Source organism: Streptomyces sp. NPDC020490, assembly GCF_044335305.1.
Taxonomy (GTDB): domain Bacteria; phylum Actinomycetota; class Actinomycetes; order Streptomycetales; family Streptomycetaceae; genus Streptomyces.
Genome location: NZ_JBIRUY010000005.1, coordinates 1 through 25,722 on the forward strand (window position 1 = coordinate 1; position 25,722 = coordinate 25,722).

The window sequence follows — 25,722 nt, forward strand, 5'->3', positions numbered from 1 at the left end:
GCCGTTCCTGTGAAGGTGTCGGTATCCGCGTCGCCCAGCGCGTCCTCGCGATGGCCGCCGCGATCTGGCACAACAACGCAACCAACGCACCGATCACCCGGTCACTGATCGCCTATGACCACTGACCGGAGATCGGACTTACTCGTCTAGGGATCAGTGACCAGGCGTCCGCAACCAGGCGTCCGCAACCAGGCATCAGCGGCCGGGCATGAGCAGCCGGGCATGAGCAGCCGGGCATCAGCAGCCGGGCGTCACGGAAAGCGCCGAGGGCGCCGACCCCGCCGTACCGGTGTCTCGGTACGGCGGACTCGGCGCCCTCGGCGCGCGCGGCGGGAGCGGAAGGGACCCGGTGACGGGGCCCCGCGTCAGGCGGCCTCGGTGCCGGCCCTGGTCCTGATGTCGGAGCTGGTGGCGTCCTGCTTCTTGTGGGACTTGTCGAGGGCCATCACCAGGCCCGCGATGACCAGGAACAGCACGACCGGGGCCAGGACATAGAGGCCCAGCGTCTCGACGACGCTCAGGCCCTTGCCGGGATCGTCGCCGTCGTCGCGGGTGAGCGCGAGCGCAGGGGACGACATGAGCAGCATCATCAGCGTCGTACCGGCGGCCAGGGCGCCGGCGCGCAGGGCGTTCTTCTTGTCCACGGGGCCCAAAGTACCGAACCCGGTCGGGGGCCGCTCGCCCGGGGTACCCATCGCCCCTCCCTCGCGTCACACCTCCCGCACCACGTCGATGAGCGCGTGCAGCCGCGGGGAGGCCGCCAGTTCCTCCAGCGTCACCGGACGCCCCTCCGCGTCGGCGACGGGCAGCCGCCAGTTCGGGTACTGGTCCCAGGTGCCCGGCAGGTTCTGCGGGCGGCGGTCGCCGACGGTGTCCGGCAGCCAGATGCCGACCAGCCGGGACGGGGTGCGCCGCAGGAAGCGGTGCACGGCCTGGATCTCGGCCTCCTCCTCCGAGACGGCGTGGCCGCCCGGACCGTGCAGCAGGCCGAGGTCGGTCAGCAGCTCCAGCCACTCGCGGGTGTCGGCCGCCGCCTCCGCCCGTTCCTCCTCCAGGGGGCGGGTGAGCAGGCCGAGGCGGTGGCGGAGTTCGACGTGCTCACCGGTCAGACGGGCGGCGGTGGACGGCAGGTCGTGGGTGGTGGCGGTGGCCAGGCAGTCGGCGCGCCAGCGGTCGAGGGGCAGCGGGCGGCCGTCGCCCTCCCAGTCCCGTTCGAACCACAGCACCGACGTGCCGAGCACCCCGCGCTCGCGCAGCGCCTCCCGGACGCCGGGCTCCACGGTGCCCAGGTCCTCGCCGATGACGACCGTCCCGGCGCGCGCCGCCTCCAGCACCAGGACGGCGAGCATGGCCTCGGTGTCGTAGCGGACGTAGGCGCCCTCCGTGGGCGGGTGTCCCTCGGGGACCCACCACAGGCGGAACAGGCCCATGACGTGGTCGATGCGCAGGGCGCCGGTGTAGCGGAACAGGGCCCGCAGCAGGCGCCGGAAGGGGGCGTAGCCGGACTCGGCGAGCCGGTCCGGCCGCCAGGGCGGCAGGCCCCAGTCCTGGCCGCGCGCGTTGAAGGCGTCCGGCGGGGCGCCCACCGACATCCCGGCCGCGAAGTACCGCTGCTGCGCCCAGGCGTCGGCGCCCTGCGGGTGCACTCCGACCGCCAGGTCGTGCACGATCCCGACCCGCATCCCGGCGTCGCGGGCGGTGCGCTGCGCGGCGGCGAGCTGGGCGTCGGTGAGCCAGGCGAGCCGGCAGTGGAAGTCGACGCGGTCCATCAGCTCGGCGCGGGCGCGGGCCGTCTCGGCGGAGCGGGGGTCGCGCAGGCCGGCGGGCCAGCGGCGCCAGTCCGGGCCGTGCACCTCGGCGAGGGCGTACCAGGTGGCGTGGTCCTCCAGGGCCTCGCCCTCCCGGGCGAGGAAGTCGGCGTACGCGGCACGCCGCCCGGGCCCGAGGGGCACCCCGCAGACCAGTTCCAGCGCCTCCCGCTTCAGTTCCCACACGGCGTCCCGGTCGATCAGGGCGTCCTTGTGCAGGACGGACTCGCGCAGCCGGGCGGCGCGTTCGAGCAGCGTCTGCGCCCGTGCGCGGTCGGTGACGTAGGCGTACTCGGGGACGTCCTCGACGCGCAGGTGCACGGGGTCGGGGAAGCGGCGGGAGGACGGCCGGTAGGGGGAGGGGTCGGTGGGGGCGCCGGGCACGGCCGCGTGCAGCGGGTTGACCTGCACGAATCCGGCGCCGAGCGTACGGCCGGCCCAGGCGGTCAGTTCGGCGAGGTCGCCGAGGTCGCCCATGCCCCAGGAACGCTGGGACAGCAGGGAGTAGAGCTGGACGAGCAGGCCGTACGACCGCCCGCCGGGCGTGGGCAGCCGGTCCGGGGCGACGACCAGGTGGGCCTCGGCGGTGCGGCCGTCGGGCGCGGTGGCGGTCAGCCGGTGCAGGCCGGGCGGGAGTCCGTCGGCGGCGGCGCGGGTCTCGCCGTCCTCGGTGACGACGCGCAGCCGGGTGCCGTCCGGGAGGGCGTCGAGCGCGGCGCAGATGCCGCCGCTCCACTGCACCACGGTCGGCGGCAGCAGCCGCTCGGCCAGCTCCCGCTCGCGGGCGGCGAGCGCGGCGCGGGCGGCGTCGGGGGTGCTCGCGTCGACGCCGAGGGCGGCCAGGGTCAGCGTGAGGGCGGTGGCGGAGGCCGTGACCGTACGGTCCGGGGAGGGGTTGTAGGAGGGGGCGACGCCGTGCAGTTCGGCGAGTCGGGACAGTTCCTCGGAGGGCGCCTCGGCCGGCTGCTGCGCGGTCATCTACGGCCTCGTGACGAGCGGTTCGACGACCGTGGACTCGCTGGTCAGAGGGGCTGCGTCGGCGAGCGGCGGCTCGCTGGTCAGAGGGGCGGCGTCGGGCAGGGGCGGTTCACTGGTCAGCGGGATCCCGGCGCGGGCGTCCTCTGCGCCGAGGTCGCCCGGGCCCACCCCTGGGCCGCCGAGGCCCGCCCCGGAGTCGCCGGGGCCCACCCCGGAGTCGCCGGGGCCCGCCCCGGAGTCGCCAGGGCCCACCCCGGAGTCGCCAGGGCCCACCCCGGAGTGGCCGGGGCCCGCCCCGGGGCCGAACGGCTGGGGTCCGGACCGGGCCGAAGGCTCCCCGGGCCCGGCCCCGGACCACCCGGCCGCAGGCTCCCCCGCCTGGGAGGGCAGGCCCGAGGACTCCTCGGGTTTGGACAGGGCCGAGAGCAGGAGATGTGCCGAAGAAACGGCCACGGGGGCCTCCTTGTCGAGTACGGCGCGGGTCATCGCAGCCCTACCCCGTGGGCGCGGCGACAGACGTGCGCGACGCAACAACGTGCCTGTTCTCACATTCTCACCCGTTTTGTCCCGGCCCCGCCGGGCGGGATGCGCCACACTATTCACTCAGTACATGTATCGAGTGCATAATGATCGGCATGAGCACCCGTCACATCCTGTTGGGGCTGCTCGCCTCCGGTCCGAGCCATGGCTACGACCTCAAGCGACGGCACGACGAACGCTTCCCGCAGGCCCGTCCGCTGGCCTACGGGCAGGTCTACACGACCTTGCAGCGCCTGGTCCGCGACGGCCTCGCGGAGGTCGAGGGCACCGACTCCGACGGCGGCCCGGAACGCACCCGGTACCGCACGACCGCCGAGGGCACGCGCGAACTGACCCGGTGGGCCGGCGAGATCGCACCGCCCGCGCCCTTCGTGACGAACGAGATCTTCGCCAAGGTCGTCGTGTCGATCCTGTCCGGCGGCGACCCGGACGCCTATCTGCGCGCCCAGCGGGCCGCGCACATGGAGCGGATGCGGGAGCTGACGGCGGTCAAGACCGCCGAAGGCGCCGACCTGGCGACCGTGCTCTCGGCGGACTACGCCCTCAACCACCTCGACGCCGACCTCCGCTGGATGACCACCACGGCGGCCCGGCTCACCGTCCTGACCGCGGAGGTCGACGCAGCATGAAATACGGGGACGACAAGATGCCGCTCCTGGCGGCACGTGATCTCACCAAGGCGCACGGCGCGACGCGGGCCCTGCGCGGCGCCTCCGTCGACCTGCGCGCCGGCGAGTTCCTCGCCGTGACCGGCCCCAGCGGCAGCGGGAAGTCCACCCTGCTGCACTGCCTGGCCGGGATCGTCCGCCCGGACGCCGGCTCGGTGACCTACGACGGGGAGCGGCTGGACACGCTGCCCGAGAAGCGGCTGAGCGAGCTGCGCCGCGGCGACTTCGGCGTGGTCTTCCAGTTCGGGCAGCTCATCCCCGAGCTGACGGCGCTGGACAACGTGGCGCTGCCGCTGATGCTGGGCGGGACGCCGCGGGCGCGGGCGCAGGAGCGGGCCGGCGAGTGGCTGGAGCGGTTCGGCGTAGCGGGGCGGCAGGCGCTGCGGCCGGGCGAGATGAGCGGCGGCCAGGCCCAGCGCACCGCGCTGGCGCGCGCCCTGGTCACCGGCCCGAAGGTGGTCTTCGCGGACGAGCCGACGGGGGCGCTGGACTCCCTGGCGACCGAGCAGGTGATGACGGTCCTGACGCGGACGGCCCGCGAGGCGGGCACGGCGGTGCTGCTGGTCACCCATGACGCGCAGGTGGCGGCGTACGCCGACCGCGAGGTCCGGCTGGACGACGGCGTCGTCGCGGCGGGGGTGACCGCATGAGGACCGACCTGCGGCTCGCGTTGCTGCTCACCCGGGGATCGGACCGGCGGGAGTGGTGGCGGTTCACGCTGACCGCGATCGGGGCGGTGTGGGCGACGGGCATCGGACTTGCGGTCGCGGTGCTCGTCACGATGGACGGGCAGTACCACGTGGGGGCCGGCGGCGGGCTGCTCGACCAGCCGGGGACCCGGGACGGGGTGGTGACCGCGCTGTTGCTGCTGCTCATCCCCGTGTTCGGGTTCCTCGGCCAGTGCGCGCGGGTCGGTGCGGTGCACCGTGACCGGCGGCTGGCCGGGGCCGCACCCGCCCGGACGCGGCGGATCGCGGCGCTGGAGTCCGGGCTGGCCTGCCTGGCCGGTTCGGCGGTGGCCACGGCGTTCTGGTCGCTGTCGCTGCTGCGGCTGTGGCACCGCCCCGATCCCCTGGCGTGGGCCGGAACGGCCCTGGTGGCGGTGCTGGTGCCGGTGCTGGGCGCGGCGGTGAGCGCGCTGGCGCTGCGCCGGGTGGTGGCCTCGCCGCTGGGCCGGCTGCGGCGGGTGCGGCCGGACGCGAGGCCGGGGCGGGCGCTCCGGGTGGCGGCCGGACTGCTGACGGTGCCGGCGGTGTGCGTCGCGGCGGCCCCGTTCGCCGGGACTCCGTTCCGATCCGCCCTCTTCGGGTTCGTCGTCGCCCCGCTCGCGGTCTTCTCCCTGTGCCTGCTGGTCGGCGCCTCGGCCGTGTGGCTGGCGGGCTGGTCCTCCCGCACACTGGGCGGGCTGCTCGCCGCCCGCGCGCAGCGCCCCGCCCTGCTGATCGCGGCGGAGCGGCTGCGCGACGATCCGTGGTCGGCGGCGCGTACGCACGCGGCGGTGCTGCTGGTGACGGTCGTGGGCACCGGCTTCGTCGGGGTACGGCAGGTGCTGCTCACGGATCTGCGCGCCTCGGCCCGCAAGGGTGAGCTGGGCATGAGCATGTCCTACTACACGAACGGGATCGACCTGACGGCCACCGCGGTCCTCGTCGCCCTCGCGATCGTCCTGTCCGCGCTCGCCGTCGGCACCGCCGAGTCCGTGGCCACCCGGCGCCGGGGGCTGGCCGCGCAGACCGCGGCCGGGGTGCCGCACGCGGTGCCGGCCCGGGCGCTGCTGCTGGAGACCGCGCTGCCGCTGGCGCCCGCGGTGGCGGTGGCCGGCGCGGGCGGCATGGCGATCGGCGTCTGGTACGCCTCGGTCACGGAGCACGGCGCGCCGGGCGTGCCGTACGCCGCGCTGCTGGTCCCGCTCGCGGTGTACGCCTCGTGTCTGCTCGCCGCGGCCACCTCGCTCCCCATGCTGCGCCGCGCCGTCCGGCCCGCCGAACTGCGCTACGCATGACAGCCGGCCCCGGGAGCGCAGGGGGCTCCCGGGGCCGCCCCACGCGTTCGTGCGGGCGTACGCGAAGGCCCGGACCGTCAGGCGGAAATGCCGTCGATCCGGGCCAAGGCGTCGTCCGCGCCGTACGGCTGCAAGTAGGGCAACCAGCGCGGGTCCCTGTGGCCGGTGCCGATGATGCGCCAGGCCAGACCGGTGGGAGGAGCGGGTTTGTGGCGCAGCCGCCAGCCGATCTCGAACAGGTGGCGGTCGGCCTTCACGTGGTTGCAGCGGCGGCAGGAGGCCACCACATTGTCCCAGACGTGCTTGCCCCCGCGGCTGCGTGGGATGACGTGGTCGACGCTGGTTGCGACGCCACCGCAGTACATGCACCGGCCCCCGTCGCGCGCGAACAGCGCCCTGCGGGTCAGAGGCACGGGCCCACGGTAGGGAATCCGGACGAATCGCTTGAGCCGGACCACGCTCGGTGCGGGGATCGTGACGGTCGCGCTGTGCATGAAGGCGCCGGACTCCTCGAGGCATACGGCCTTGTTCTCGAGGACGAGGACGAGCGCGCGGCGGAGCGGTACGACGCCGAGCGGCTCGTACGACGCGTTGAGGACCAGGACATGCGGCACGGATGCCTCCTTGGGCGTCGGCGGCGCGTGGCTCGCGCCGGGACGAACTGCTTCAGTGTCCCCTCTTGCCTGGTGAACGCGCCACCATCTCCCGGTAACGGGCTGGGAGTGTTTTCGACCACATCCTGATCCTGGCCAGGGCCGGGGGCGGTTCATCCCTCCTGTTCATTCCCGGGTGAGGACCGTCTCTCCCCGGAAGACGGACACGATCCACACACGATGCCCCGATAGTGTGGTGAACCTGCCCGTCCGGTGACCTTCCCGTGACCTTGACCGCCGTACCGGGGGGCAGGCCGCTGCACCTGGAGGTACCTGCCGTGTCCCTGCCCGCCGTCCTAATGGCCGCCGACCCCTCGCCGTCCCCGGCTCCCTCGGAGTCGCCGACGGTGACGGTCCCCTCGCTCCAGGACGCCCAGGAGAGCGCGACGAACGCCGCCAGCTGGGTCGAGCAGAACTGGTCGACATGGCTGGCCATCGGCCTCAGAGTGCTGCTGATCCTGATCATCGCCACGGTGCTGAGAATCGTGGTGCGGCGGGCGCTCACCAAGCTGATGGACCGCATGACCCGGACCGTGGAGTCGGTGGACGGCACCGCGCTCGGCGGGCTGCTGGTCAACGCCGAGCGGCGCCGCCAGCGCTCCCAGGCCATCGGTTCGGTGCTGCGCTCGGTGGCGAGCTTCCTGATCCTGGGCACCGCGGCGCTGATGATCCTGGCCACGTTCCAGATCAACCTGGCGCCGCTGCTGGCCTCGGCCGGCGTCGCCGGTGTGGCCATCGGTTTCGGCGCCCGCAACCTGGTCACCGACTTCCTCTCCGGCGTCTTCATGATCCTGGAGGACCAGTACGGCGTCGGCGACTCGATCGACGCGGGCGTCGCCGTCGGCGAGGTGATCGAGGTCGGGCTGCGCGTGACCAAGCTGCGCGGCGCGGGCGGCGAGATCTGGTACGTCCGCAACGGCGAGGTCAAGCGCATCGGCAACCTCTCCCAGGGCTGGGCGACGGCCGGCGTCGACGTGACCGTCAAGTCGGACGAGGACCTGGACCGGCTGAAGGCCACCCTGGACGAGGTCGCCCAGAAGATGAGCGCGGAGGAGCCCTGGAACGAGCTGCTGTGGGGCCCGGTGGAGGTGCTCGGCCTGGACAGCGTGCTCCTGGACTCCATGGTGATCCGCCTGACGGCCAAGACCATGCCCGGCAAGGCCCTCACCGTCGAGCGCGAGCTGCGCTGGCGCGTCAAGCGGGCCTTCGACGCCGCCGACATCCGCATCGTGGGCGGTGCGACGGCCCCGGCGGAGGAGGAGGTCCCGGACCCGACGGCGACGGTCGCGGCGCCGTCGGTGTTCGCCAACCCGGACTCCCCGCAGGTGGCGGCGGCCACGCCGATCGCTCAGCAGCGGCCGGCTCCGCCCGGGAAGTAGAGGCAGGGGAACGGTTCGGCACACTTCGGCGCGCCCGTTCGAGTGAACCTTCCCGACCGCACGGCTCACCCGATCGAGTGAACCGTGGCGCCTTCGCGGCGCGTCCGTCCGCCCGCCCGACTCGTCCCTCACGGTCCCGGCGCCGCCCTGGCGCCGGGACCGACGTGCGACGGGAGGCGGGGTGTGCGACCGACGCGGAACAGGCCACCCCCGGCCTCCCGCTGTTGACTTCCCTCCGGCCCGGGCCCAGCATTTTCACGTCCCGATGAATTCGGGTCGGCGCCGTCCTGGGAGGAACGTCATGCAGCCATCAGATGCGAACTTACGCCGCGGGACCGCGCCGCCCGGCGCGGTCGTGGTGACCGGGGCGTCGACCGGCATCGGCCGCGCGAGCGTCCTGCGCCTCGCGGACGCGGGGTTCCGCGTGTTCGCGGGGGTGCGGCGCGAGTCCGACGGCAAGGACCTGGCCGCCGCCGGGCCGGGCGGCCGTATCACCCCGCTGCGGCTGGACGTGTGCGACCAGGACCAGATCCGGTCCGCCGCGACCGAACTCGCCGCCACCCTGGGCCCCGAAGGCCTGGCGGGACTGGTCAACAACGCCGGGATCGGCGTCGCGGGCCCCGTCGAGTCCCTCCCGCTGAGCGAACTGCGGCGGCAGTTCGAGGTGAACGTCTTCGGCCTGGTCGCCGTCACCCAGGCTTTCCTGCCGCTGATCCGCGCCGGCCGCGGCCGCATCGTCACCATCGGGTCGGCGGGCGGCTGGATCACCATGCCGTTCGGCGGTCCGCTGTGTGCCTCCAAGCACGCCGTACGGTCGCTCAACGACGCCCTCCGTCTGGAACTGCGCGCCTCCGGCATCCCCGTCGTGCTCATCGACCCGGGGTCCATCGACACGCCGTCGGTCGACAAGTTCGAGGCCGAGACCGACGCCGTCCTCGACCGGATGGGCCCCGACGGCCGCCGGCTGTACGCGGACGCCTTCCGCGCCATGGCCGCGAAGGCCGTAGCCCACGAACGCGCCGGGTCGCCGCCGGACGTGCTCGCGGCGGCCGTGCACCGCGCGCTGACCGCGCCCCGTCCGGCCACCCGCCGCTCCGTGGGCGCGCACGCCGCGCTGCTCACCCTGCTGGCCCGCACCCTGCCCAATCCCCTGCTCGACCGCTTCCGGTTGCGGGTGCTCGGACTGGACCGGCCCGGCGTCTGGGGACGCCTGCCTGCCGCCGGCCGACTGCGGGGACCCGGGACCTGACGACCCGGCGTCCGACCGGCCGCCCCCGGGCAACCACCGCGTCACCCGGGGGCGGTCTCCATCAGGCTCGCCACCAGGCTCGCCACCGGTCGCGCCTCCCCCACGCCTCCCCCACCTCCCCGAGGCGCGCGTCCCTCATCTCCCCGAGGCGGGGAAAGGCGTACATACGGAGATCGAGGCGGGAACCGATCAGATTCCGTCGGCGTATTCATGGGCAGGGGTGGTGCGGGGCACCGCGCCGTGCGCCGGTGGTCCGCCGACCGCGCCGCGATCCGACCGTGCCGCGATCCGTCCGCGCTGCGATCCGATCAAGATCCGGCGCAGGCCGGTGCGGATGCCGGTCACGGCGGCGATACTGGCGGCGAAGGATGACCATGGGGGAGGTCAACGTGACACAACCGCCGGAGAGCAGCACGGCGCCACCCGGGCCGGCGCCCGCCGTTCCCGCACCCCCGGCGCCGCCGCTGCGGCCCACGGTCCCCACGCCCGCGGGGGCGTCCCCGCAGCCGCGCCGCACCGCGTTCGCCGAAGGCGCCGACCGGCTGCGCGCCGCCGCGATGACGGAGCCGGGCCGGCTGCGCATCATCGGCGCCGTCCTCGCCCTGCTCGTCGTCGCGTTCGGATCGGTCACCGCCTGGCAGATGACCGATCGCGCGGCGGCCGCCGACGACGTGCTCACCAGCAGCCAGCCCCTCAGCTCCGACGCGGCCGACATCTACCGCTCCCTCGCCGACGCCAACACGGCGGCGGCCAGCGGCTACCTGGCGGGCCGTCAGGAGAAGCCGGAGACGCGGAAGCGCTACGAGGACGACGTCCGCACCGCCGCGGCGAAACTGGTCACCGCCGCGGCCAGCTCCGACCCGGGTTCCGAGTCGGCGAGGACCATCGAGCAGCTCAGCGAACTGCTGCCCGAGTACAAGGGCCTGGTCGAGACGGCCCGCGCCAACAACCGGCAGGGCTACCCGGTGGGCGGGGCGTACCTGCGCGCGGCGAACGAGCAGATGCAGCACGAGATGCTGCCGAAGGCCGAGCGCCTGTACCAGCGCGAGAACCAGCGGCTGCGTTCCGACTACGCGGACGCCAAGGAGTTCCCGTGGGCCGCGATCGGCCTCGGCGTCGTCGCCCTGGGGGCGCTGGCCTGGGCCCAGCACCGCAACTACCGGCGCACCAACCGGGTGCTGAACCACGGTCTGGTCACCGCCTCGGCCGCCTCCGTGGTGGTCCTGCTCTGGCTGGTCGTCGGCCACGTCGTCGCCCGCTCCGGCCTGAACGACTCCTACGACCACGGCGTGCGCTCCCTGGACGTCCTGCACGACGCCCGCATCGCCTCCCTGACCGCCCGCAGCGACGAGAACCTCGCCCTGATCCGCCGCGGCGCGGACACCAGGGACCTCGGCGGCGGCAAGACCGCGGACGCCTACGCCTGGGGCTACGACGAGCAGATCGGCAAGCTCGGCGCGGCGCTCACCGCGGCCGCCGGCCTCGCCGACGACTCGGCGGGCCGGAAGCCGGTGGCCGACGCGGGCAGCTACATGAAGGCGTGGAAGGACCGGCACGGCGTCGCCCAGGGCCTGAGCGACAAGGGCGAGTACCAGCAGGCCCGCGACAAGGTCATCGGCGTCGGCAAGGACCCGACGAGCGTGTGCTTCGACAGCGTCGACGCCGCCCTGAAGACGGCGCTCGACCACGAGCAGGCCGAGTTCCAGCAGGCCGCGGGCGACGGCCGGGACGCGCTGACCGGGCTTCCGGTCGGGGCCGCGGTCCTGGCCGTCCTCGGCGCGGCCGGCGCGGTGACCGGCATCGGCCGCCGGCTTTCGGAGTACCGGTGATGGGCAGCATGCGGAGGGAAGGGGGCGTGAGAATGAGCGCGGCACGTGTGGCGCGGCGTCTGCGGGCCGGTCTGCGGGGCTGGGGCGGGGTGGGTGCGATGGCGGCCGTGTGCGCCCTCGCCGTGCTCTTCGCGCTGCTGCTGCCCCTGACCCAGTCGGACGGCGCGGACGACGGCGCCGAGGTCGCGGGCCAGGGCCTCGCCCGGGGCCGCCAGGCCCGGGCCGAGGACTGCCAGGACCCGCAGGACCAGAGCCTGTCCCCGTCCGGCGGCGGCTCCACGACCCACGTCGACGCCATCAGGACGCGGGGGCGCCTCGTCGTCGGCGTCGACCAGAACAGCTACCGCTGGGGCTACCTCGACCCCAACAACGAGAAGGGCGAGCTGGAGGGCTTCGACATCAACCTCGTCCACCGGATCGCCAAGGACATCATCGGCGACGAGGACGCGGTCACGTTCAAGACCATCCCCACCAGCCGCCGTATCGAGGCCGTCCAGAACGGCGAGGTCGACATGGTGGTGCGCACCATGACGATCAACTGCGACCGCCTGAAGCAAGTCGCCTTCTCCGCGCCCTACTTCAGGACCGGTCAGCAGGTCCTCGCGCCCAAGGCCTCGACCGTCACCGGCTACGACAAGAGCCTCGCCGGCAAGAAGGTCTGCTCGGCGGAGACCTCCACGGCGCTCGACCGGCTGCGGAAGGACCACGACAGCGGCGCCCTCCCCGCCTCCACCGACATCAAGACCGTCCCCAACCAGCTCGACTGCCTGGTGAAGCTCCAGCTCGGCGAGGTCGACGCGGTGGTGACGGACGGCGCCCTCGCCGCCAGCCAGGCCGCGCAGGACCCGACGGTCGAGCTCAAGGGCGGTCTGTTCACGAACGAGTACTACGGGGTGGCGATGAAGCGGGGCTCGGAGGATCTGGTACGCCAGGTCAACCGGACGCTGCAGAACTACATCAAGGACCCCGCCGGCTGGCAGGCGTCGTACGACAAGTGGCTGCACCCCACGATGGACCAGAAGGACAAGAAGTCGGTGTCCGCGACGCCTCCGGCCGCCCACTACAAGTGACCGGCCACCGGACGGACGGTCGGACCGGCACACGAACACACCGGCACCACGGACACGTAGGCAGACACGCACGCGGGCAGACACGGAACGAACGACCGGACACGACAGCAGCGAGAGGTGATCGATGGGCGTCACGGACCCCGCCGGGCCGGTGATGGACCGGGACGAGGTGGACCGTGCGCTGGCGCGGCTCGGCGCGGAGCACGAGGCGATCGAGACCTCGCTCCTCGCCCTGCAGGACCACGCGGGCCGCAGACTCCTCGAAGGCGCCGAGCTCACCGGCGTCACCAAGGAACGCTGGCAGGCCACGGAGGCGTCGATCACGCTGCTGTGGGCCTGCTTCGACGCCTACACCGGCGCGCTGCGCACCGCCCGTGAGATCCGCTCCCGCCGCCGCTGGTCCAGCCGCGAGGACCTGGTGGAGCTGACGGAACTGCTGCGCGGCGAGTCCGTCACGGTTGCCGGGTCCGCCCTGGCCACCGCGAACGCGCCGACGCTGACCGGCGGCGCGAGCAGGCTCAGCGAGCGGTTCTCGCTGAGCGCGCTGGTGGACCGGATGAACGAGCTGTACGCGACGAGCCTGGACATGGTCGTCGCCGCCGACGCGGTGTGGTCGGCGCTGCCCGCCCGCATAGATCTGCTGGCCGCGGAGCTCCAGCGCACCCGGCAGCTCGCGCACTCCGTCGGCGTGCGTCCCGGCGAGCATCCGGCGGGCGACGACCTGGAGCGCATCACGCGCACCCTGACGTCCCTGCGCGAGCAGGTGGTGTCCGACCCGCTCGCCTACTGGATCCCGGCGCAGGGCAGTTCGGCGCCGGGCGGCGGCCGGCCGGACACCACGGTGTACGACCGTGAGGCGCGCGCCCTGGAGGACGTGCGCCGCGAGATCGACGCCGTGCTCACCGTCCGGCAGGACGCGGAGGCACGGCTGGTGAAGCTGCGGGACCTGCTCAGCCGCGCGGACCGCACGCTAGCCGAGGCGCGCACCGCGCGCGGCGAGGTCCTCGCCAAGATCGCCGCGACGGAGGTGCCGGTGGTCAGCGGTCCGCCGACCGTGCTGCAGGAGCAGCTGGCGACGGCCGCCGAGTACCGCAGGCACGCCCAGTGGCACCGGCTCTCGCCGCTGCTGGAGTCCCTGGAGCAGAGGGCCGAGGACGAACTGCTGCGCGCCCGCGAGTCGCTCACCGCGGTCACCGCGCCGCTCGCGGTCCGCGCGGAGCTGCGCGGCCGCCTCGACGCGTACAAGGCGAAGGCCGCCCGGCACGGCCTGGCGGAGGATCCGCTGCTCGTCGAGCGGTACGACGCGGCGCGGCGCATGCTGTGGAGCGCGCCCTGCGACCTGCGCGTGGCCGGACAGGCCGTGCTGCGCTACCAGCAGGCGGTCGCGGAGGCGCTGGGCAGCGGCCCGCGGGTGCCGGAGCAGGGCGGCCCCGAGGACCGCAGGGGGCCCGGAGCATGAGCGACGAGGGGGGTACGGCGTCATGAGTCAGGCACAGCGGACCTGCCAGCGACCCGGCTGCGGCGGAACGTACGAGGACGTGGGCGGCGGCGAACTGTACTGCGACACCTGCGGGCTGGCGCCGGTCGTCTCCGCCGGGGGTCCCTCCTCCGGGCGAGGCTCGGTGGGCTCGCCGCAGACCGGGGTCGCCGGCGGCGGCAAGGGCTCGTCGGGCAGCGGCAGCGCGCGCTCCGGCACCCGCGGCAGCTCCCGTACGTCGTCGCAGTCGTCGAAGTCCCGCCGCTCGGTGTCGGGGCGGCTGTCGCGCTCGCTGTCGGGCCGTTCCACGAGCCGTTCGGTGTCGGTGCGCAGCTCCGGCTCCTCCACCGGCAGCAGCGGGCGGAACCGGCTGGGCGCCGGACTGGTGCGGGTGCCGGACGTGCCCCGGCCCGACCCGCGGGTGATGGTGCTGGAGAACCCGGAGGTGCCCGAGCGCAAGCGGTTCTGCTCGCGCTCCGACTGCGGGGCGCCGGTGGGCCGGGCGCGCGGCGACCGGCCGGGCCGTACGGAGGGCTTCTGCACCAAGTGCGGGCAGCCGTACTCGTTCGTGCCGAAGCTGAGGGCCGGCGACGTCGTGCGCGGCCAGTACGAGGTGGTGGGCTGCCTCGCGCACGGCGGCCTCGGCTGGATCTACCTCGCGGTGGACCGCGCGGTGTCCGACCGGTGGGTGGTGCTGAAGGGCCTGCTGGACACCGGCGACCAGGACGCGATGGCGGCGGCGATCTCCGAGCGGCGTTTCCTCGCCGAGATCGAGCACGCCAACATCGTGCGGATCTACAACTTCGTGGAGCACCTCGACCAGCGCACCGGCTCGCTCGACGGCTACATCGTCATGGAGTACGTCGGCGGCAAGTCGCTGAAGGAGATCGCCAACGAGCGCCGCACCCCGGACGGCAGGCGGGATCCGCTGCCGGTGGAGCAGGCGTGCGCGTACGGCATCGAGGCCCTGGAGGCGCTCGGCCACCTGCACAGCCGCAACCTGCTGTACTGCGACTTCAAGGTCGACAACGCCATCCAGACCGAGGACCAGCTCAAGCTCATCGACATGGGCGCGGTGCGCCGCATGGACGACGAGGAGTCGGCCATCTACGGAACGGTGGGCTACCAGGCGCCGGAGGTCGCGGAGATCGGCCCGTCGGTGGCGAGCGACCTGTACACGGTCGCGCGCACGCTGGCCGTGATGACCTTCGACTTCCAGGGCTACACGAACGTCTTCGTGGACTCCCTGCCCGACCCCGACAACATCGAGGTCTTCCGCCGCTACGAGTCGTTCTACCGGCTGCTGGTCCGCGCCACCGACCCCGACCCGGCCCGCCGGTTCGCCTCCGCGCAGGAGATGGGCGAGCAGCTGACGGGCGTGCTGCGCGAGGTGGTGTCGCTGCAGACGGGCCGGGCCCGCCCCGCCCTGTCGACCCTGTTCGGGCCCGAAGTCAGAGTCACGGACACGGAGTTGTTCCCGAAACTGGACGGCGAGGTGTCCCGGCTGGGTGCGCGGGCGGCCGGGCGGGCGAAGCAGCCGGGAGAGCGGCGGCCGTCCCCGCTGCCCGTCCCGGCGCGCGGCGGCGCCGGTCTCGTCAAGCCCGTCGACACCCGCGCCGCGGCGCTGGCCCTCCCCGTGCCCCGCGTCGACCCCGCCGACCCCAACGCCGGTTTCCTCGCGGGCCTGATGACCACCGCGCCGGCCGAGCTGCTCGGGGCGCTCGCGGCGGCTCCGGCGCAGTCGGTCGAGACGCGGCTGCGGCGGATCCGGGCGTGGCTGGAGAACGGCGACTTCGACGCGGCCCTGGTGTCCCTGGGGACGCTGGAGGAGGAGCGGCCCGACGACTGGCGGGTGGTCTGGTACCGGGGCGTGGCCTCGATGGTCACCGGCGACCAGGAGGGCGCCGCGCTCGCCTTCGACGCGGTCTACGACGCCTTCCCCGGCGAGATCGCCCACAAGCTGGCCCTCGGCCTGTGCGCGGAGGTGCTCGGCCAGCTGGACAACGCCGCCGAGTACTACCGCCTGGTGTGGTCGGCGGACCCCAGTCATGTGAGCGCCGCCTTCGGCCTGGCCCGCGTGCAGCTGGCGAGCGGCGACCGGCGCGGCGCCGTGCGGACGCTGGAGTCGGTTCCGGAGAGCTCCATCCACTACACGGCCGCGCGGGTGGCCGCCGTGCGGGCGCGGCTGCGGGGGCGTACGGCGACGGCCCTGGACGCCCCGTTCCTGGACGACCTGCTGGCCGCCGCGGACCAGGTCGAGGCGCTGGACGCGTACGGTCTGGATCCGGCGCGCCGGGAGCAGTTGTCGGCGGAGGTCCTCGGTTGCGCGCTGGACTGGGTACTCTCCGGTGGCCAGGGTTCCGCGCCGGACGGCCGCCGCGTGCTGCTCGGCAGCGAGCTGGACGAGCGGGGACTGCGCTTCGGCCTGGAGCGTTCGTACCGCACGCTGGCCCGGCTGGCGCGGGGCGGCGAGGAGAGGATCGACCTGGTGGAACGTGCCAACCGTTACCGCCCCCGGACATGGGTGTAGTTGATGTCGCAGATGCCCCAGCAGGCCGCTCTGTCGAAGTGCCCGAGCTGTGAGGAACCGCTCGAGTCGGGTGATCGCTTCTGCGGTGCGTGCGGATACGACCTGTCCGCCGTACCTCCGCGGCCGGACGACCACCCGACGATCACGCTGAGCGGGCTGGTCCCGCCCCCGGCCGACCGCGCCGGCGGCGCGGTCCGTCCCGCCACGCCCGCCGCGCCGGCCTCGCCCGGCACGCCCGCGGCGCCGGTCACGCCCCGTCCGGACGGCTCCGGCGCCCCGGCGGCGGCGGACCGGCCGGGCGAGCCGCACGCCAGGCCCGCGGGCTCCGGCGCCCCGCTGCCGCCGCAGGCCCCGCCCGCCGCAGCGCCCGCGGTGCCGCCCGCCGCGCCGCCCGCCGGGCCGCCGGTGCCACCGCCCGCCGCAGCGCCCGTGCCACCGCCCGCCGGGGCTCCCGCGGCGTCGGCCACCGGCGTGCGTTTCGACCGGCCGCCGGAGCCCGACGAGTACCCGCTGCAGGCGCCGGACCCGCGGCTGGCCGACCTCGCGGCGCCCGCCGAGGAGACCAAGGTGTGCGTGGCCTGCCGCGCGGGCCGCGTCGACAGCGACGGCTACTGCGAGAACTGCGGGCACGCGCAGCCGCGCGAGCGCGATCACATGGAGCAGGAGTGCGGCCCGGTCGCCGCGGTCAGCGACCGCGGCCTGCGCCACCACCGCAACGAGGACGCGTTCGCCGTCGGCCACACCACGCTGCCCGACGGCACCCCGGCGTCCCTGGCCGTCGTGTGCGACGGCGTGTCCTCGGCGACCCGCCCCGACGACGCCTCCCTCGCCGCCTCCCGGGCCGGCAGCCAGGCACTGCTGGGCGCCCTGCCGCGCGGCACGCACCCGCAGCAGGCCATGCACGACGCGATCGTCGCCGCCTCACGCGCCGTCAACTCGCTGGCCGCCGAACCCGCCACCGCCCGCGAGCACTCCCCGCACCAGAACGCGCCCGCCTGCACGCTGGTCGGCACGGTCGTCACGTCCGGTCTGCTGGTCGTCGGCTGGGTCGGCGACAGCCGCGCCTACTGGGTTCCGGTGGACCGCAGCTCGCCGCCGGCCCGGCTCACCGAGGACGACTCGTGGGCGGCGCAGATGGTCGCCGCGGGCCTGATGAACGAGGCGGAGGCGTACGCCGACGAGCGCGCCCACGCGATCACCGGCTGGCTCGGCGCGGACGCCTACGAACTGGAGCCGCACACCGCTTCCTTCAAGCCGGACCGTCCGGGTGTGGTGGTGGTGTGCACCGACGGGCTGTGGAACTACGCGGAGGCGGCCGAGGAGATGGCGCGGATCGTCCCGCCCGACGCCGCCGTCCGCCCGCTGCACTGCGCCCAGGTACTGGTCGGGCACGCCCTGGACGGCGGGGGCCACGACAACGTAACAGTGGCCGTCGTGCCGTTCCCCGCGGCGCACCAGGGGGCAGGATCGGCCTGAGGCCGAAGACGGGGAGGCCTCGGCGGACCGGAGGGGACCGGTCCGCACATCGTCGTGGGCCCGCGCGGACGTGGGCCGTTCAAGGGGGATTTGAGCAGGTATGGCCAATATCTCGAAGGCGAGCGTGCCGCAGTTCTCGGTGGACGTGTACCAGAACGAGTACCTCCCGGAAGGCGGTCGCGAGGTCAACGCGATCGTCACGGTGACCGCCGCCGGCGGCGGCACGATCGGCGCGGCGGTCGCGGCGCCCCACCTCTACGCACCGGGGCAGGGCCCCTCCGCGGCCGTGGCGATCATGGTCGACTGCTCGGGGTCGATGGACTATCCGGCAACCAAGATGCGCAACGCGCGGGACGCGACGGCCGCCGCCGTCGACACCCTGCGCGACGGCGTGCACTTCGCGGTGATCGGCGGCACGCACGTCGCCAAGGAGGTCTACCCGGGCGGCGGCCGCCTCGCGGTCGCCGACGCCACCACCCGCGCCCAGGCCAAGCAGGCCCTGCGCAAGCTGAGCGCGGGCGGCGGCACCGCCATCGGCACCTGGCTGCGCCTCGCCGACCGGCTGCTGTCCTCCGCGGACGTCGCCATCCGCCACGGCATCCTGCTCACCGACGGCCGCAACGAGCACGAGTCGCCCGAGGACCTCAAGGCCTCCCTGGACGCCTGCGCCGGCCGCTTCACCTGCGACGCCCGCGGTGTGGGCACCGACTGGGAAGTGAAAGAAGTCACAGGGGTCGCCTCCGCCCTGCTCGGCACCGCCGACATCGTCGCCGACCCGGCCGCCCTGTCCGCCGACTTCACGCAGATGATGGAGAAGGCCATGGGCAAGGAGGTCGCGGACGTCGCCCTCAGGCTGTGGACGCCGGTGGGCACCACCATCAAGTTCGTCAAGCAAGTGGCCCCCACCGTAGAGGAGTTGACCGACCGCCGCACCGAGGCGGGACCGCGCGCCGGGGACTACCCCACCGGCTCCTGGGGCGACGAGTCCCGCGACTACCACATCTGCGTCGAGGTCCCGGCCGCGCACATCGGCCAGGAGATGCTGGCCGCCCGCGTCTCACTGGTGATCCCGGAGGGCGGGAGAGGGGGCGGCGGCGCGCGGAACCTGGGCGCCCAGGGCCTGGTACGGGCCGTGTGGACCGACGACATGGCCGCCTCCACCTCGATCAACCCGCAGGTCGCCCACTACACCGGACAGGCGGAACTGGCCCAGGCCATCCAGCAGGGACTGGACCTCCGCAAAGCGGGTGATTTCGATGGAGCGACGGCCAAGCTGGGCCGGGCCGTCCAGCTCGCCAGCGCCTCCGGAAACGCGGATACTGCGAAACTGCTTGCGAAGGTGGTGGACGTGGTCGACGCGGCGACCGGTACTGTGCGACTGAAGACGAAGGTCGAGGACGCCGACGAGATGACTCTCGAAACCCGGTCGACAAAGACTGTTCGTGTAAAGAAGTGACCCGAAACGACGCAGCAGGACCGTAGTAGGACCCTGAAGGAGAGGGGGAAGCGCCGACATGCCGACCTGCCCGAACGGACACCAGTCGGGTTCCGACGACTGGTGCGAGGTCTGCGGTCACCGCATGGCCGGTGCCGTGCCCCCGCCCCCTCCCCCGCCGCCCCCGCCCGTACCCGGCGGCGGCTACGGCTTCCCGCCCCCGCAGGGCACCCAGCCCGGCGGCCGCCCGCACCTGTCGGCGGTGCCGGACCACGAGCCGGAACTGTGCCCGCAGTGCCGCACGCCCCGCGAGGGCGGCGCGCCCTTCTGCGAGGAGTGCCGGTGGAACTTCCTGACGAACACCGCGACCTCCTACACCCCGGCCGCCCCGCGCCCGCCGGCGCCCGGCCCGGGCCCGTCCGCGCGCTACCAGCAGCCGCCGGGACCGTCGTACGGCGCGGGTGACTCCTTCGACTACCAGGGCTCCCGCCCGTCGCAGATGAACCGGCCCGCCGAGCCGATCCCGTCCTTCGGCAGCGAGCCGTCCGGCCCCTCGAACTTCGGCCCCGACCCCTCCCGCCCGGTCCCGCCGCCCGGCCCGACCCCGCCCGCGGGCCCCGGCGGCTCCGGCGGTCCCGGCCCCGGCGGGCCCGGCGGCTTCGGCGCTCCCGGCCCCGGCGGGCCCGGGGGCTCCGGCGGCTTCGGTGCTCCCGGCACGGGAGGCCCCGGCGGCTTCGGCGGGCCTGGTGGGCCTGGTGGTCACGGCGGGCCTGGTGGTCACGGTGGCCCCGGCGGTCACGGTGGCCCCGGCGGTCCTGCCGGTCACGGTGGTCCCGGTGCGCCCGGGGGCGCGCCGCAGGGGTACCAGCCGTCCGGCGCGCCCGCTCCGCCCACGTTCCCGCAGGAGACGCCCGGACGGTCCCCGCAGGGCGGTCCGCCCTTCGGCCCCGGTGAGGACGACTGGGTGATCTCCCCGCCGTCGTCCGGCCCGGGCGGCCACGGTGCTCCGGGCGGCCCCGGCGCTCAGGGCGGCCCCGGCGGCCGCGGACCGGGTGGCGGCCACGGCTATCCGCAGCCCGGCGCGACCCAGGCTCCGCCCGGCCCCGCGTACCCGCAGCAGCCGGCGACCTGGACGGCGACCATCGGGCCGGACCGCGAGTACTTCATGGCGATGATGCAGCGCTCGGGGCCCGAGGCCGCGGGGCTCAACCTGCCCGCGTACTCGCCCGAGCAGCAGCGCACCCTCAGCGGCAACCAGGTCACCATCGGCCGCCGGCGCCACTCCACCGGCGACACCCCCGACATCGACCTGTCGGTGCCGCCGGAGGACCCGGGCGTCTCGCACCAGCACGCGGTGCTGGTGCAGCAGCCGGACGGCGGCTGGGCGGTCGTCGACCAGAACTCCACCAACGGCACCACGGTCAACGGTTCCGAGGAGCCCATCCAGCCCTTCGTGCCGGTGCCGCTGCAGGACGGGGACCGGGTGCACGTCGGCGCGTGGACGACGATCACCATCCGGCGCGGCTGAGCCGTCGGGCGCGGACCGGGCAGGGGTCCGGCGGGGATCAGGCAGCGGTCCGACGGGGATCAGGCGGGGAGGGGCCAGGCGTACGGCCCCTCCGGGTCGTCCAGCCAGGCCCACCCGCGCTCGCCGCCGGCCGTGACGCCGTAGCGCTCCCGTAGCGGGCGTCCCTCGCGCTCCCACAGGACGTAGGCCTCCTGCGCGTCGAGGCTGCCGCGGGTCAGCGCCAGCAGGAAGCCGAACAGTTCGTCCCCCCGGGCATGGTCGGGCACCGCGTCGAGGTCGACCGGCTCGGGGCGCGAGCCGGTCCCGCCGCGCAGCGGCACGAAGTAGGCGGGCGTGGGCAGGAAGTGCCCCTCGGCGTGTCCGCGGTCGTGGACGGTCAGCGCGATCAGGCCGGTGGCGAGCGGGGCCAGGATGCGCGCGCCGGGGTCGCACTGGGCGAGCCAGGCGGGCGGCACGGACGTCAGGGCGCAGGTCGCGACGATCCGGTCGAAGGGTGCGCGCTCGGGGACGCCGCGGGCGCCGTCGCCGGTGACGACGGCCGGACGGTGTCCGGCGGCGGCCAGGTGCCGCCGCGCCGACTCCGTGATCTCCGGGTCGAGATCGACGGTGGTGACCAGGCGGTCGTCGCCGAGCCGGTGGGCCAGCAGGGCCGCGTTGTAGCCGCTTCCGGTGCCGATCTCCAGGACCCGGTCGCCGTCCCGCACCCGCAGTTCCACCAGCATCCGCGCCATGAGCGAGGGCTGGCTGCTGGAGGAGACCAGGTCGCCGTCGCGCAGCCGGGTGGCCAGCGGGGCGTCGGCGTAGGCGCCGCGCAGCCAGTTCTCGCGCGCGTCCGGGTCGGGGGTCTCACCCCACCGGCGTTCGTAGCCGCCCCGGACGCCGACGTAGTAGTACGGCACGAACAGATGACGCGGGACGGCCGCGAACGCCTCCCGCCACACCGGGTCGGCGTCCCAGGCCCCGGTCGCGTCGATCCGCCGCACCAGCGCCTGCCGGGCGGAGGCGGCGAGGTCTGCCAGGTCCCTGTCGAGAGCGTGCGCGCCCATACCTCCACACTACGGGCGGTCCGGCACGGCGACGGACAAGACGGGCACGGGACGGGTGCGGGACGGACACCGGAGGGGCGCGGGAGGGCCGTAGGGCCTGGGTCTTCGCTCGCGCCGTCTGCGACCATGGGGGCGTGAATGAGATTCGGCGCGGCACGCTTCAGGAGCAGACCTTCTACGAGCAGGTCGGCGGGGAGGAAACCTTCCGCCGCCTGGTGCACCGCTTCTACGAGGGAGTCGCCGAGGACCCGCTCCTGCGGCCGATGTACCCGGAGGAGGATCTCGGCCCGGCCGAGGACCGGCTGGCGCTGTTCCTGATCCAGTACTGGGGCGGTCCGACGACGTACAGCGAGAACCGCGGCCATCCCCGTCTGCGCATGCGGCACGCCCCCTTCACCGTGGACCGCGAGGCGCACGACGCCTGGCTGCGGCACATGCGGACGGCCCTCGACGAACTCGGCCTGTCCGAGGAGCACGAGCAGCAGCTGTGGAAGTACCTGACGTACGCGGCGGCCTCGATGGTGAACACGCCGGACTGACGGGGGACCGAGCAAGGACTGGCCGGGGACCGGCCGGGGACTGACCGGGGACCGGCCGGGGACCGGTCGGCAGGTCGGACGTACGGATTCCGGTCACACCGCGCCGGATTCCGGTCACAATCCGGTCAAGGCCGCCCCACAAGCGCTTACCCGCGACCCCCCGCCTCTGACAGCATCGCCCTGAGGTCTGGACGACCACGGGGGGCCGGGTGACCGGATCAGCGGGGACCGCATGGGGAGCGACCGCGCGGTTCGTGCTGCTGCGTGCCCGCGCGCACCGCCTGCTGCTCGCCGCCGCCCTGCTCACCGTCCTGCTGACCACGGCGGTCCTGACGACCCTGACCGCCTACGCGGGCGCGATCGGCGACGCGGCCCTGCGGCACTCGCTGGCCGACCCCTCGAACGCCGCCGACTCGGCGCTGATCGTCAAGGCCGACGTGCCGGCCGGCCGTCGCGCCGCCGCTCAGGACGCCGTCCGGGCGGGCGCGCGGCGCGCCTTCGACGGGCTGCCGGTGACCGTGCGGACGCTGCTGCACTCCGGGCCGTACGCGCTGCCCCGTTCGCTGCGGCCGCCCGCCGAACGGTCCGGCGACCCGGACCTGACGTACTTCGCGGCCCTGGACCGCACGCAGGTGCGTGTCGTCGCGGGCCGTGCCCCCCGCGACCGCCCGGGCGGCGGCGTCGAGGCCGCCCTCCCGCAGACCGCCGCCCGCGCCCTCGGCCTGCGGCCGGGCGCCCGCCTCACCCTCGCCGACCGGCTCGGCGGCCCGAAGGTGCGCGTCACGCTCACCGGCGTCTACCGTCCCGCGGCGGCCGACGCCCCCTACTGGCGGCTGGACGACCTCGGCGGCCGGGGCGTGCGGACGGTCGGCTTCACGACGTACGGCCCCCTGCTCACCGCCCCCGGCGTCCTGACCACGGGGAACGGGGGGAAGGCGGGGACGGCGGGGCACGTCGGCAAGGTGAGCGGCGGGCCGTCGGCCTGGCTGGCGTCGGCCGACTTCTCCTCCGTGACGACCGGGCGGATCGACGCGTTACGCCGGGCGGCGCGGAAGGAGAGCGCGGCGCTGCGCGGGCAGCCCGCGCTGAGCGGCACGACCGCCGCCGGCACCTCCCTCCCGGACGTCCTGGACCGTGTCGAACGCTCGCTGCTGGTCTCCCGCTCCACCCTGCTGATCGTCGCGCTGCAGCTCGCCCTGCTCGCCGCCTGTGCGCTGCTGCTGGTGGCCCGGCTGCTGAGCGCCGAACGGACGGGCGAGACGCGGCTGCTGAGGGCGCGCGGCGGCTCCCGGGCCCGGATCGCGGGCATCGCCGCCGTGGAGGCGCTGTTCCTGGCGGTGCCCGCGGTGGTGTGCGCGCCGCCGCTGTCGGGACCGCTCACCCGGCTGCTGGCCGGGCAGGGGGCGCTGGCCCGGATCGGGCTGCGCCTGGACGTGCCGCCCGGCGGACGCCTCGGGGTGTGGCTGGTCGCGGCGGGCGTGGCCCTGGGGTGCGCGCTGGCGGTGACGCTGCCGGCGCTCACCGTCGAGGGGTTCCGGGCGGGCCGGGCCCGGTCGCTGCCCGGAGCGGTGCGGGCGGGCGCGGACCTGGGACTGCTCGCGGTGGCCGGGGTCGCGTACTGGCAGCTCGGCCGGCAGGACTCGGGCGCGGTGGCCGAGGGCAGCCGGGGCACCCCGGGCATCGACCCGCTGCTGGTGGCGGCGCCCGCGCTGGCGCTGCTCGCCGGGACGGTGCTGACGCTGCGGCTGCTGCCCCTGGTGGCACGGCTCGCCGAGCACCGGGCGGCCGGCGGGCGCGGGCTGACGGCGGCGCTGGCGGGCTGGCAGCTCAGCCGCCGTCCGACGCGCGGCGCGGGCCCGGTGCTGCTGCTGGTGCTCGCCGTCGCGCTCGGCATGCTGGCCGTCGCGCAGGGCGCCTCCTGGGACCGTTCGCAGGACGACCAGGCGGACTTCGGCGCCGGCGCCCCCGTACGGATCGTCGCAGCCGGGGAGGACGGCCTGGGGCGCACGGACACGTACGCGGCGATGCCGCACGTCCGCGAGGCCGCGCCCGCCGTCCGTACCGAGCTGCCGCTGTCCGGCGACCGCACGGCGGCCCTGCTGGCCCTGGACACCGCGCACGCGGCGGACGCGGTGCTGATGCGCCGGGACCTGGTGCCCCGGCCGGTGCGGCCGCTGCTCGCCGGGCTCGGCCCGAAGGGGACGACGGCCGGTGCCCGGGTGCCCGCGCGCACCGCCCGGCTGCGGCTGACGGCGACCCTGCGCACCTCGCGGCAGCAGGGCACCACGACGGACGCGACGCTCACCCTGGAGGACCGGTACGGCACCCCGTACCAGGTCCCGGCCGGCGAACTCCCCGCCGACGGCCGCGCCCACACCCTCGGGGTCGCCCTCCCGCCGGCCCCGCTGACGCTCACCGGCGTGCAACTGGTGATGTCCCAGCCGTTCGGTCACTCCGAACGGCACCGCCTGGTGCTGGGCCGCCTGACGGCCACGAGCACCGACGGGACCGTACGGCGGCTGCCGCTGCCGGCCGCCTGGACGGCCGACTCGGGCGGCGACGGACAGCTCGCATCACCGGAGGCCGACACCAACCCGACGCGGCCGGAGGTGAGTTCGTCGGGGCCGCCGGCCATCGAGTACGACACGGGGCACATCCCGGTCGACGAGACCTGGGTCATCGCCTCGGTGACGGTGCGGATGCGGGTCGCGCAACCCGCGCGGGCCGCCGAGGTCAGGGCCGTCGCGACCGACCGTTTCCTCGCCTCGGCGGGCGCGCGGGCCGGCGGGCGGGTGGACGTGACGCTCGGCGGCGAGAACGTGCCGGTGCGGATCGTGCGGTCGGTGCGCGCGCTGCCGACGACCGGCGACGCGGACGGCGGGGCCCTGCTGGTCGATCTGCGGTCCGTGAACCGGGTGCTGGCCGAGCGGTACGGGGCGAGCGTCACCCCGACGGAGTGGTGGCTGCGCACCGACCCGGGCGCGTCGGCGCGGGTCGCCGCGCGGCTGCGGGCGCTGCCCGACCTGGAGGCCGGTCAGGTCGTGGTGCGGGACGAGACGGCGGCACACCTGCGCGACGACCCGTTCGGGGCCGGCCCCGAGGCGGCGTTCGCGGCGACGGCCGCGGTGGCGGCGGCGCTGGCCGCGGTCGGGTTCGCGGTGAGCGCGGCGGGCTCGCTGCGGGAGCGGGGCGCCGAACTCGCCGTGCTGCGCGCCCTGGGCGCCCCGCGCCGGCGCCTCGCCCGCATGATCGCCGTGGAACAGGGCGTGCTGGCGGCACTGGCGCTGGTGGTGGGCACGGCGCTGGGGACCGTGCTGGCCCGGGCGGTGATCCCGCTGACCGTGCTGACCGCGCAGGCGACGCGTCCGGTGCCGGAGGTGCTCGTGGAACTGCCGCTCCCCCGGCTGGCCCTGGTGCTCGCGGCCGTGGCGGTGACCCCGCTCCTGGTCACCGCCCTGCTGGCACTGCGCCGGACGGACCCGACGAGGTCACTGCGCGAGCAGGGAGGCGAGTGA

General features: G+C 75.0%; 20 protein-coding genes and 1 pseudogene. 15 read left to right on the top strand and 6 right to left on the bottom strand.

Annotated features, from left to right (window positions below):
• Positions 1–125 (top strand): annotated as a pseudogene (locus tag ACH4ZX_RS07785) (IS982 family transposase); the annotation flags it as partial.
• Positions 126–365: 240 nt separating this feature from the next.
• Here ACH4ZX_RS07785 and ACH4ZX_RS07790 read toward each other — a convergent pair.
• The 3 genes from ACH4ZX_RS07790 to ACH4ZX_RS07800 form a co-directional block, all read right to left on the bottom strand.
• Positions 366–644, bottom strand: coding sequence for a hypothetical protein (locus ACH4ZX_RS07790; protein WP_398269165.1), 279 nt, complete (start codon positions 642–644; stop codon positions 366–368).
• Between the two features lie 66 nt (positions 645–710).
• A complete protein-coding gene (gene malQ / locus ACH4ZX_RS07795; RefSeq protein ID WP_398269168.1) occupies positions 711–2,786 on the bottom strand; it encodes a 4-alpha-glucanotransferase in 2,076 nt (691 codons plus the stop codon).
• The gene (locus ACH4ZX_RS07800) at positions 2,787–3,239 is read right to left on the bottom strand and encodes a hypothetical protein (RefSeq protein ID WP_398269171.1); all 453 of its coding nucleotides are present in this window, start codon (positions 3,237–3,239) and stop codon (positions 2,787–2,789) included.
• Between the two features lie 182 nt (positions 3,240–3,421).
• On the opposite strand from ACH4ZX_RS07800, the gene ACH4ZX_RS07805 reads away from it, so the two are divergent.
• The 3 genes from ACH4ZX_RS07805 to ACH4ZX_RS07815 are packed head-to-tail and all read left to right on the top strand — an operon-like array spanning position 3,422 to position 5,996.
• The gene (locus ACH4ZX_RS07805) at positions 3,422–3,955 is read left to right on the top strand and encodes a PadR family transcriptional regulator (protein WP_398269174.1); all 534 of its coding nucleotides are present in this window, start codon (positions 3,422–3,424) and stop codon (positions 3,953–3,955) included.
• The gene (locus ACH4ZX_RS07810) at positions 3,952–4,644 is read left to right on the top strand and encodes an ABC transporter ATP-binding protein (protein ID WP_398269177.1); all 693 of its coding nucleotides are present in this window, start codon (positions 3,952–3,954) and stop codon (positions 4,642–4,644) included. The genes ACH4ZX_RS07805 and ACH4ZX_RS07810 overlap by 4 nt, the downstream gene beginning before the upstream one ends.
• Positions 4,641–5,996: an ABC transporter permease gene (locus ACH4ZX_RS07815; protein WP_398269180.1), complete on the top strand. Its 1,356-nt coding sequence runs from the start codon at positions 4,641–4,643 to the stop codon at positions 5,994–5,996. The genes ACH4ZX_RS07810 and ACH4ZX_RS07815 overlap by 4 nt, the downstream gene beginning before the upstream one ends.
• 77 nt (positions 5,997–6,073) lie before the next feature.
• Here the strand turns inward: ACH4ZX_RS07815 and ACH4ZX_RS07820 are convergent, their stop codons facing one another.
• Positions 6,074–6,610 carry an HNH endonuclease gene (locus ACH4ZX_RS07820; protein WP_351895811.1) on the bottom strand — a complete coding sequence of 179 codons (537 nt, stop codon included), beginning with the start codon at positions 6,608–6,610 and terminating at the stop codon, positions 6,074–6,076.
• 317 nt (positions 6,611–6,927) lie between these two features.
• Here ACH4ZX_RS07820 and ACH4ZX_RS07825 point away from each other — a divergent pair, with 317 nt between their 5' ends.
• Both ACH4ZX_RS07825 and ACH4ZX_RS07830 read left to right on the top strand, forming a co-directional pair.
• Positions 6,928–8,028 (top strand): mechanosensitive ion channel family protein, encoded by a 1,101-nt coding sequence (locus tag ACH4ZX_RS07825; protein WP_398269184.1) that lies wholly within the window; start codon positions 6,928–6,930, stop codon positions 8,026–8,028.
• A 301-nt stretch (positions 8,029–8,329) separates the two neighbouring features.
• Positions 8,330–9,277, top strand: coding sequence for an SDR family oxidoreductase (locus ACH4ZX_RS07830; RefSeq protein ID WP_398269187.1), 948 nt, complete (start codon positions 8,330–8,332; stop codon positions 9,275–9,277).
• Between the two features lie 189 nt (positions 9,278–9,466).
• On the opposite strand, the gene ACH4ZX_RS07835 is transcribed toward ACH4ZX_RS07830, so the two are convergent.
• The gene (locus ACH4ZX_RS07835) at positions 9,467–9,622 is read right to left on the bottom strand and encodes a hypothetical protein (protein ID WP_398269190.1); all 156 of its coding nucleotides are present in this window, start codon (positions 9,620–9,622) and stop codon (positions 9,467–9,469) included.
• A 44-nt stretch (positions 9,623–9,666) separates the two neighbouring features.
• Here ACH4ZX_RS07835 and ACH4ZX_RS07840 point away from each other — a divergent pair, with 44 nt between their 5' ends.
• From ACH4ZX_RS07840 to ACH4ZX_RS07870, 7 genes are all read left to right on the top strand, one after another.
• Positions 9,667–11,106 carry a hypothetical protein gene (locus tag ACH4ZX_RS07840; RefSeq protein ID WP_398269193.1) on the top strand — a complete coding sequence of 480 codons (1,440 nt, stop codon included), beginning with the start codon at positions 9,667–9,669 and terminating at the stop codon, positions 11,104–11,106.
• Positions 11,107–11,138: 32 nt separating this feature from the next.
• Positions 11,139–12,176 carry a glutamate ABC transporter substrate-binding protein gene (locus ACH4ZX_RS07845; RefSeq protein ID WP_398269196.1) on the top strand — a complete coding sequence of 346 codons (1,038 nt, stop codon included), beginning with the start codon at positions 11,139–11,141 and terminating at the stop codon, positions 12,174–12,176.
• A gap of 124 nt (positions 12,177–12,300) precedes the next feature.
• Positions 12,301–13,635, top strand: coding sequence for a hypothetical protein (locus ACH4ZX_RS07850; RefSeq protein WP_398269199.1), 1,335 nt, complete (start codon positions 12,301–12,303; stop codon positions 13,633–13,635).
• A 22-nt stretch (positions 13,636–13,657) separates the two neighbouring features.
• Complete coding sequence (locus ACH4ZX_RS07855; RefSeq protein WP_398269202.1) at positions 13,658–16,183, top strand: tetratricopeptide repeat protein; 2,526 nt, start codon at positions 13,658–13,660, stop codon at positions 16,181–16,183.
• A gap of 3 nt (positions 16,184–16,186) precedes the next feature.
• Complete coding sequence (locus tag ACH4ZX_RS07860) at positions 16,187–17,659, top strand: protein phosphatase 2C domain-containing protein (RefSeq protein ID WP_398269205.1); 1,473 nt, start codon at positions 16,187–16,189, stop codon at positions 17,657–17,659.
• Positions 17,660–17,759: 100 nt separating this feature from the next.
• Positions 17,760–19,115, top strand: coding sequence for a VWA domain-containing protein (locus tag ACH4ZX_RS07865; RefSeq protein WP_398269208.1), 1,356 nt, complete (start codon positions 17,760–17,762; stop codon positions 19,113–19,115).
• Positions 19,116–19,173: 58 nt separating this feature from the next.
• The gene (locus ACH4ZX_RS07870) at positions 19,174–20,622 is read left to right on the top strand and encodes an FHA domain-containing protein (RefSeq protein ID WP_398269211.1); all 1,449 of its coding nucleotides are present in this window, start codon (positions 19,174–19,176) and stop codon (positions 20,620–20,622) included.
• A gap of 59 nt (positions 20,623–20,681) precedes the next feature.
• Here ACH4ZX_RS07870 and ACH4ZX_RS07875 read toward each other — a convergent pair whose 3' ends face one another.
• On the bottom strand, positions 20,682–21,668 hold the full coding sequence (locus ACH4ZX_RS07875) for a methyltransferase domain-containing protein (protein ID WP_398269214.1): 987 nt from the start codon (positions 21,666–21,668) through the stop codon (positions 20,682–20,684).
• A gap of 134 nt (positions 21,669–21,802) precedes the next feature.
• On the opposite strand from ACH4ZX_RS07875, the gene ACH4ZX_RS07880 reads away from it, so the two are divergent.
• Together ACH4ZX_RS07880 and ACH4ZX_RS07885 are read left to right on the top strand one after the other, a co-directional pair.
• The gene (locus tag ACH4ZX_RS07880) at positions 21,803–22,207 is read left to right on the top strand and encodes a globin (protein ID WP_398269217.1); all 405 of its coding nucleotides are present in this window, start codon (positions 21,803–21,805) and stop codon (positions 22,205–22,207) included.
• A 209-nt stretch (positions 22,208–22,416) separates the two neighbouring features.
• Positions 22,417–25,722 carry an FtsX-like permease family protein gene (locus ACH4ZX_RS07885; protein ID WP_398269220.1) on the top strand — a complete coding sequence of 1,102 codons (3,306 nt, stop codon included), beginning with the start codon at positions 22,417–22,419 and terminating at the stop codon, positions 25,720–25,722.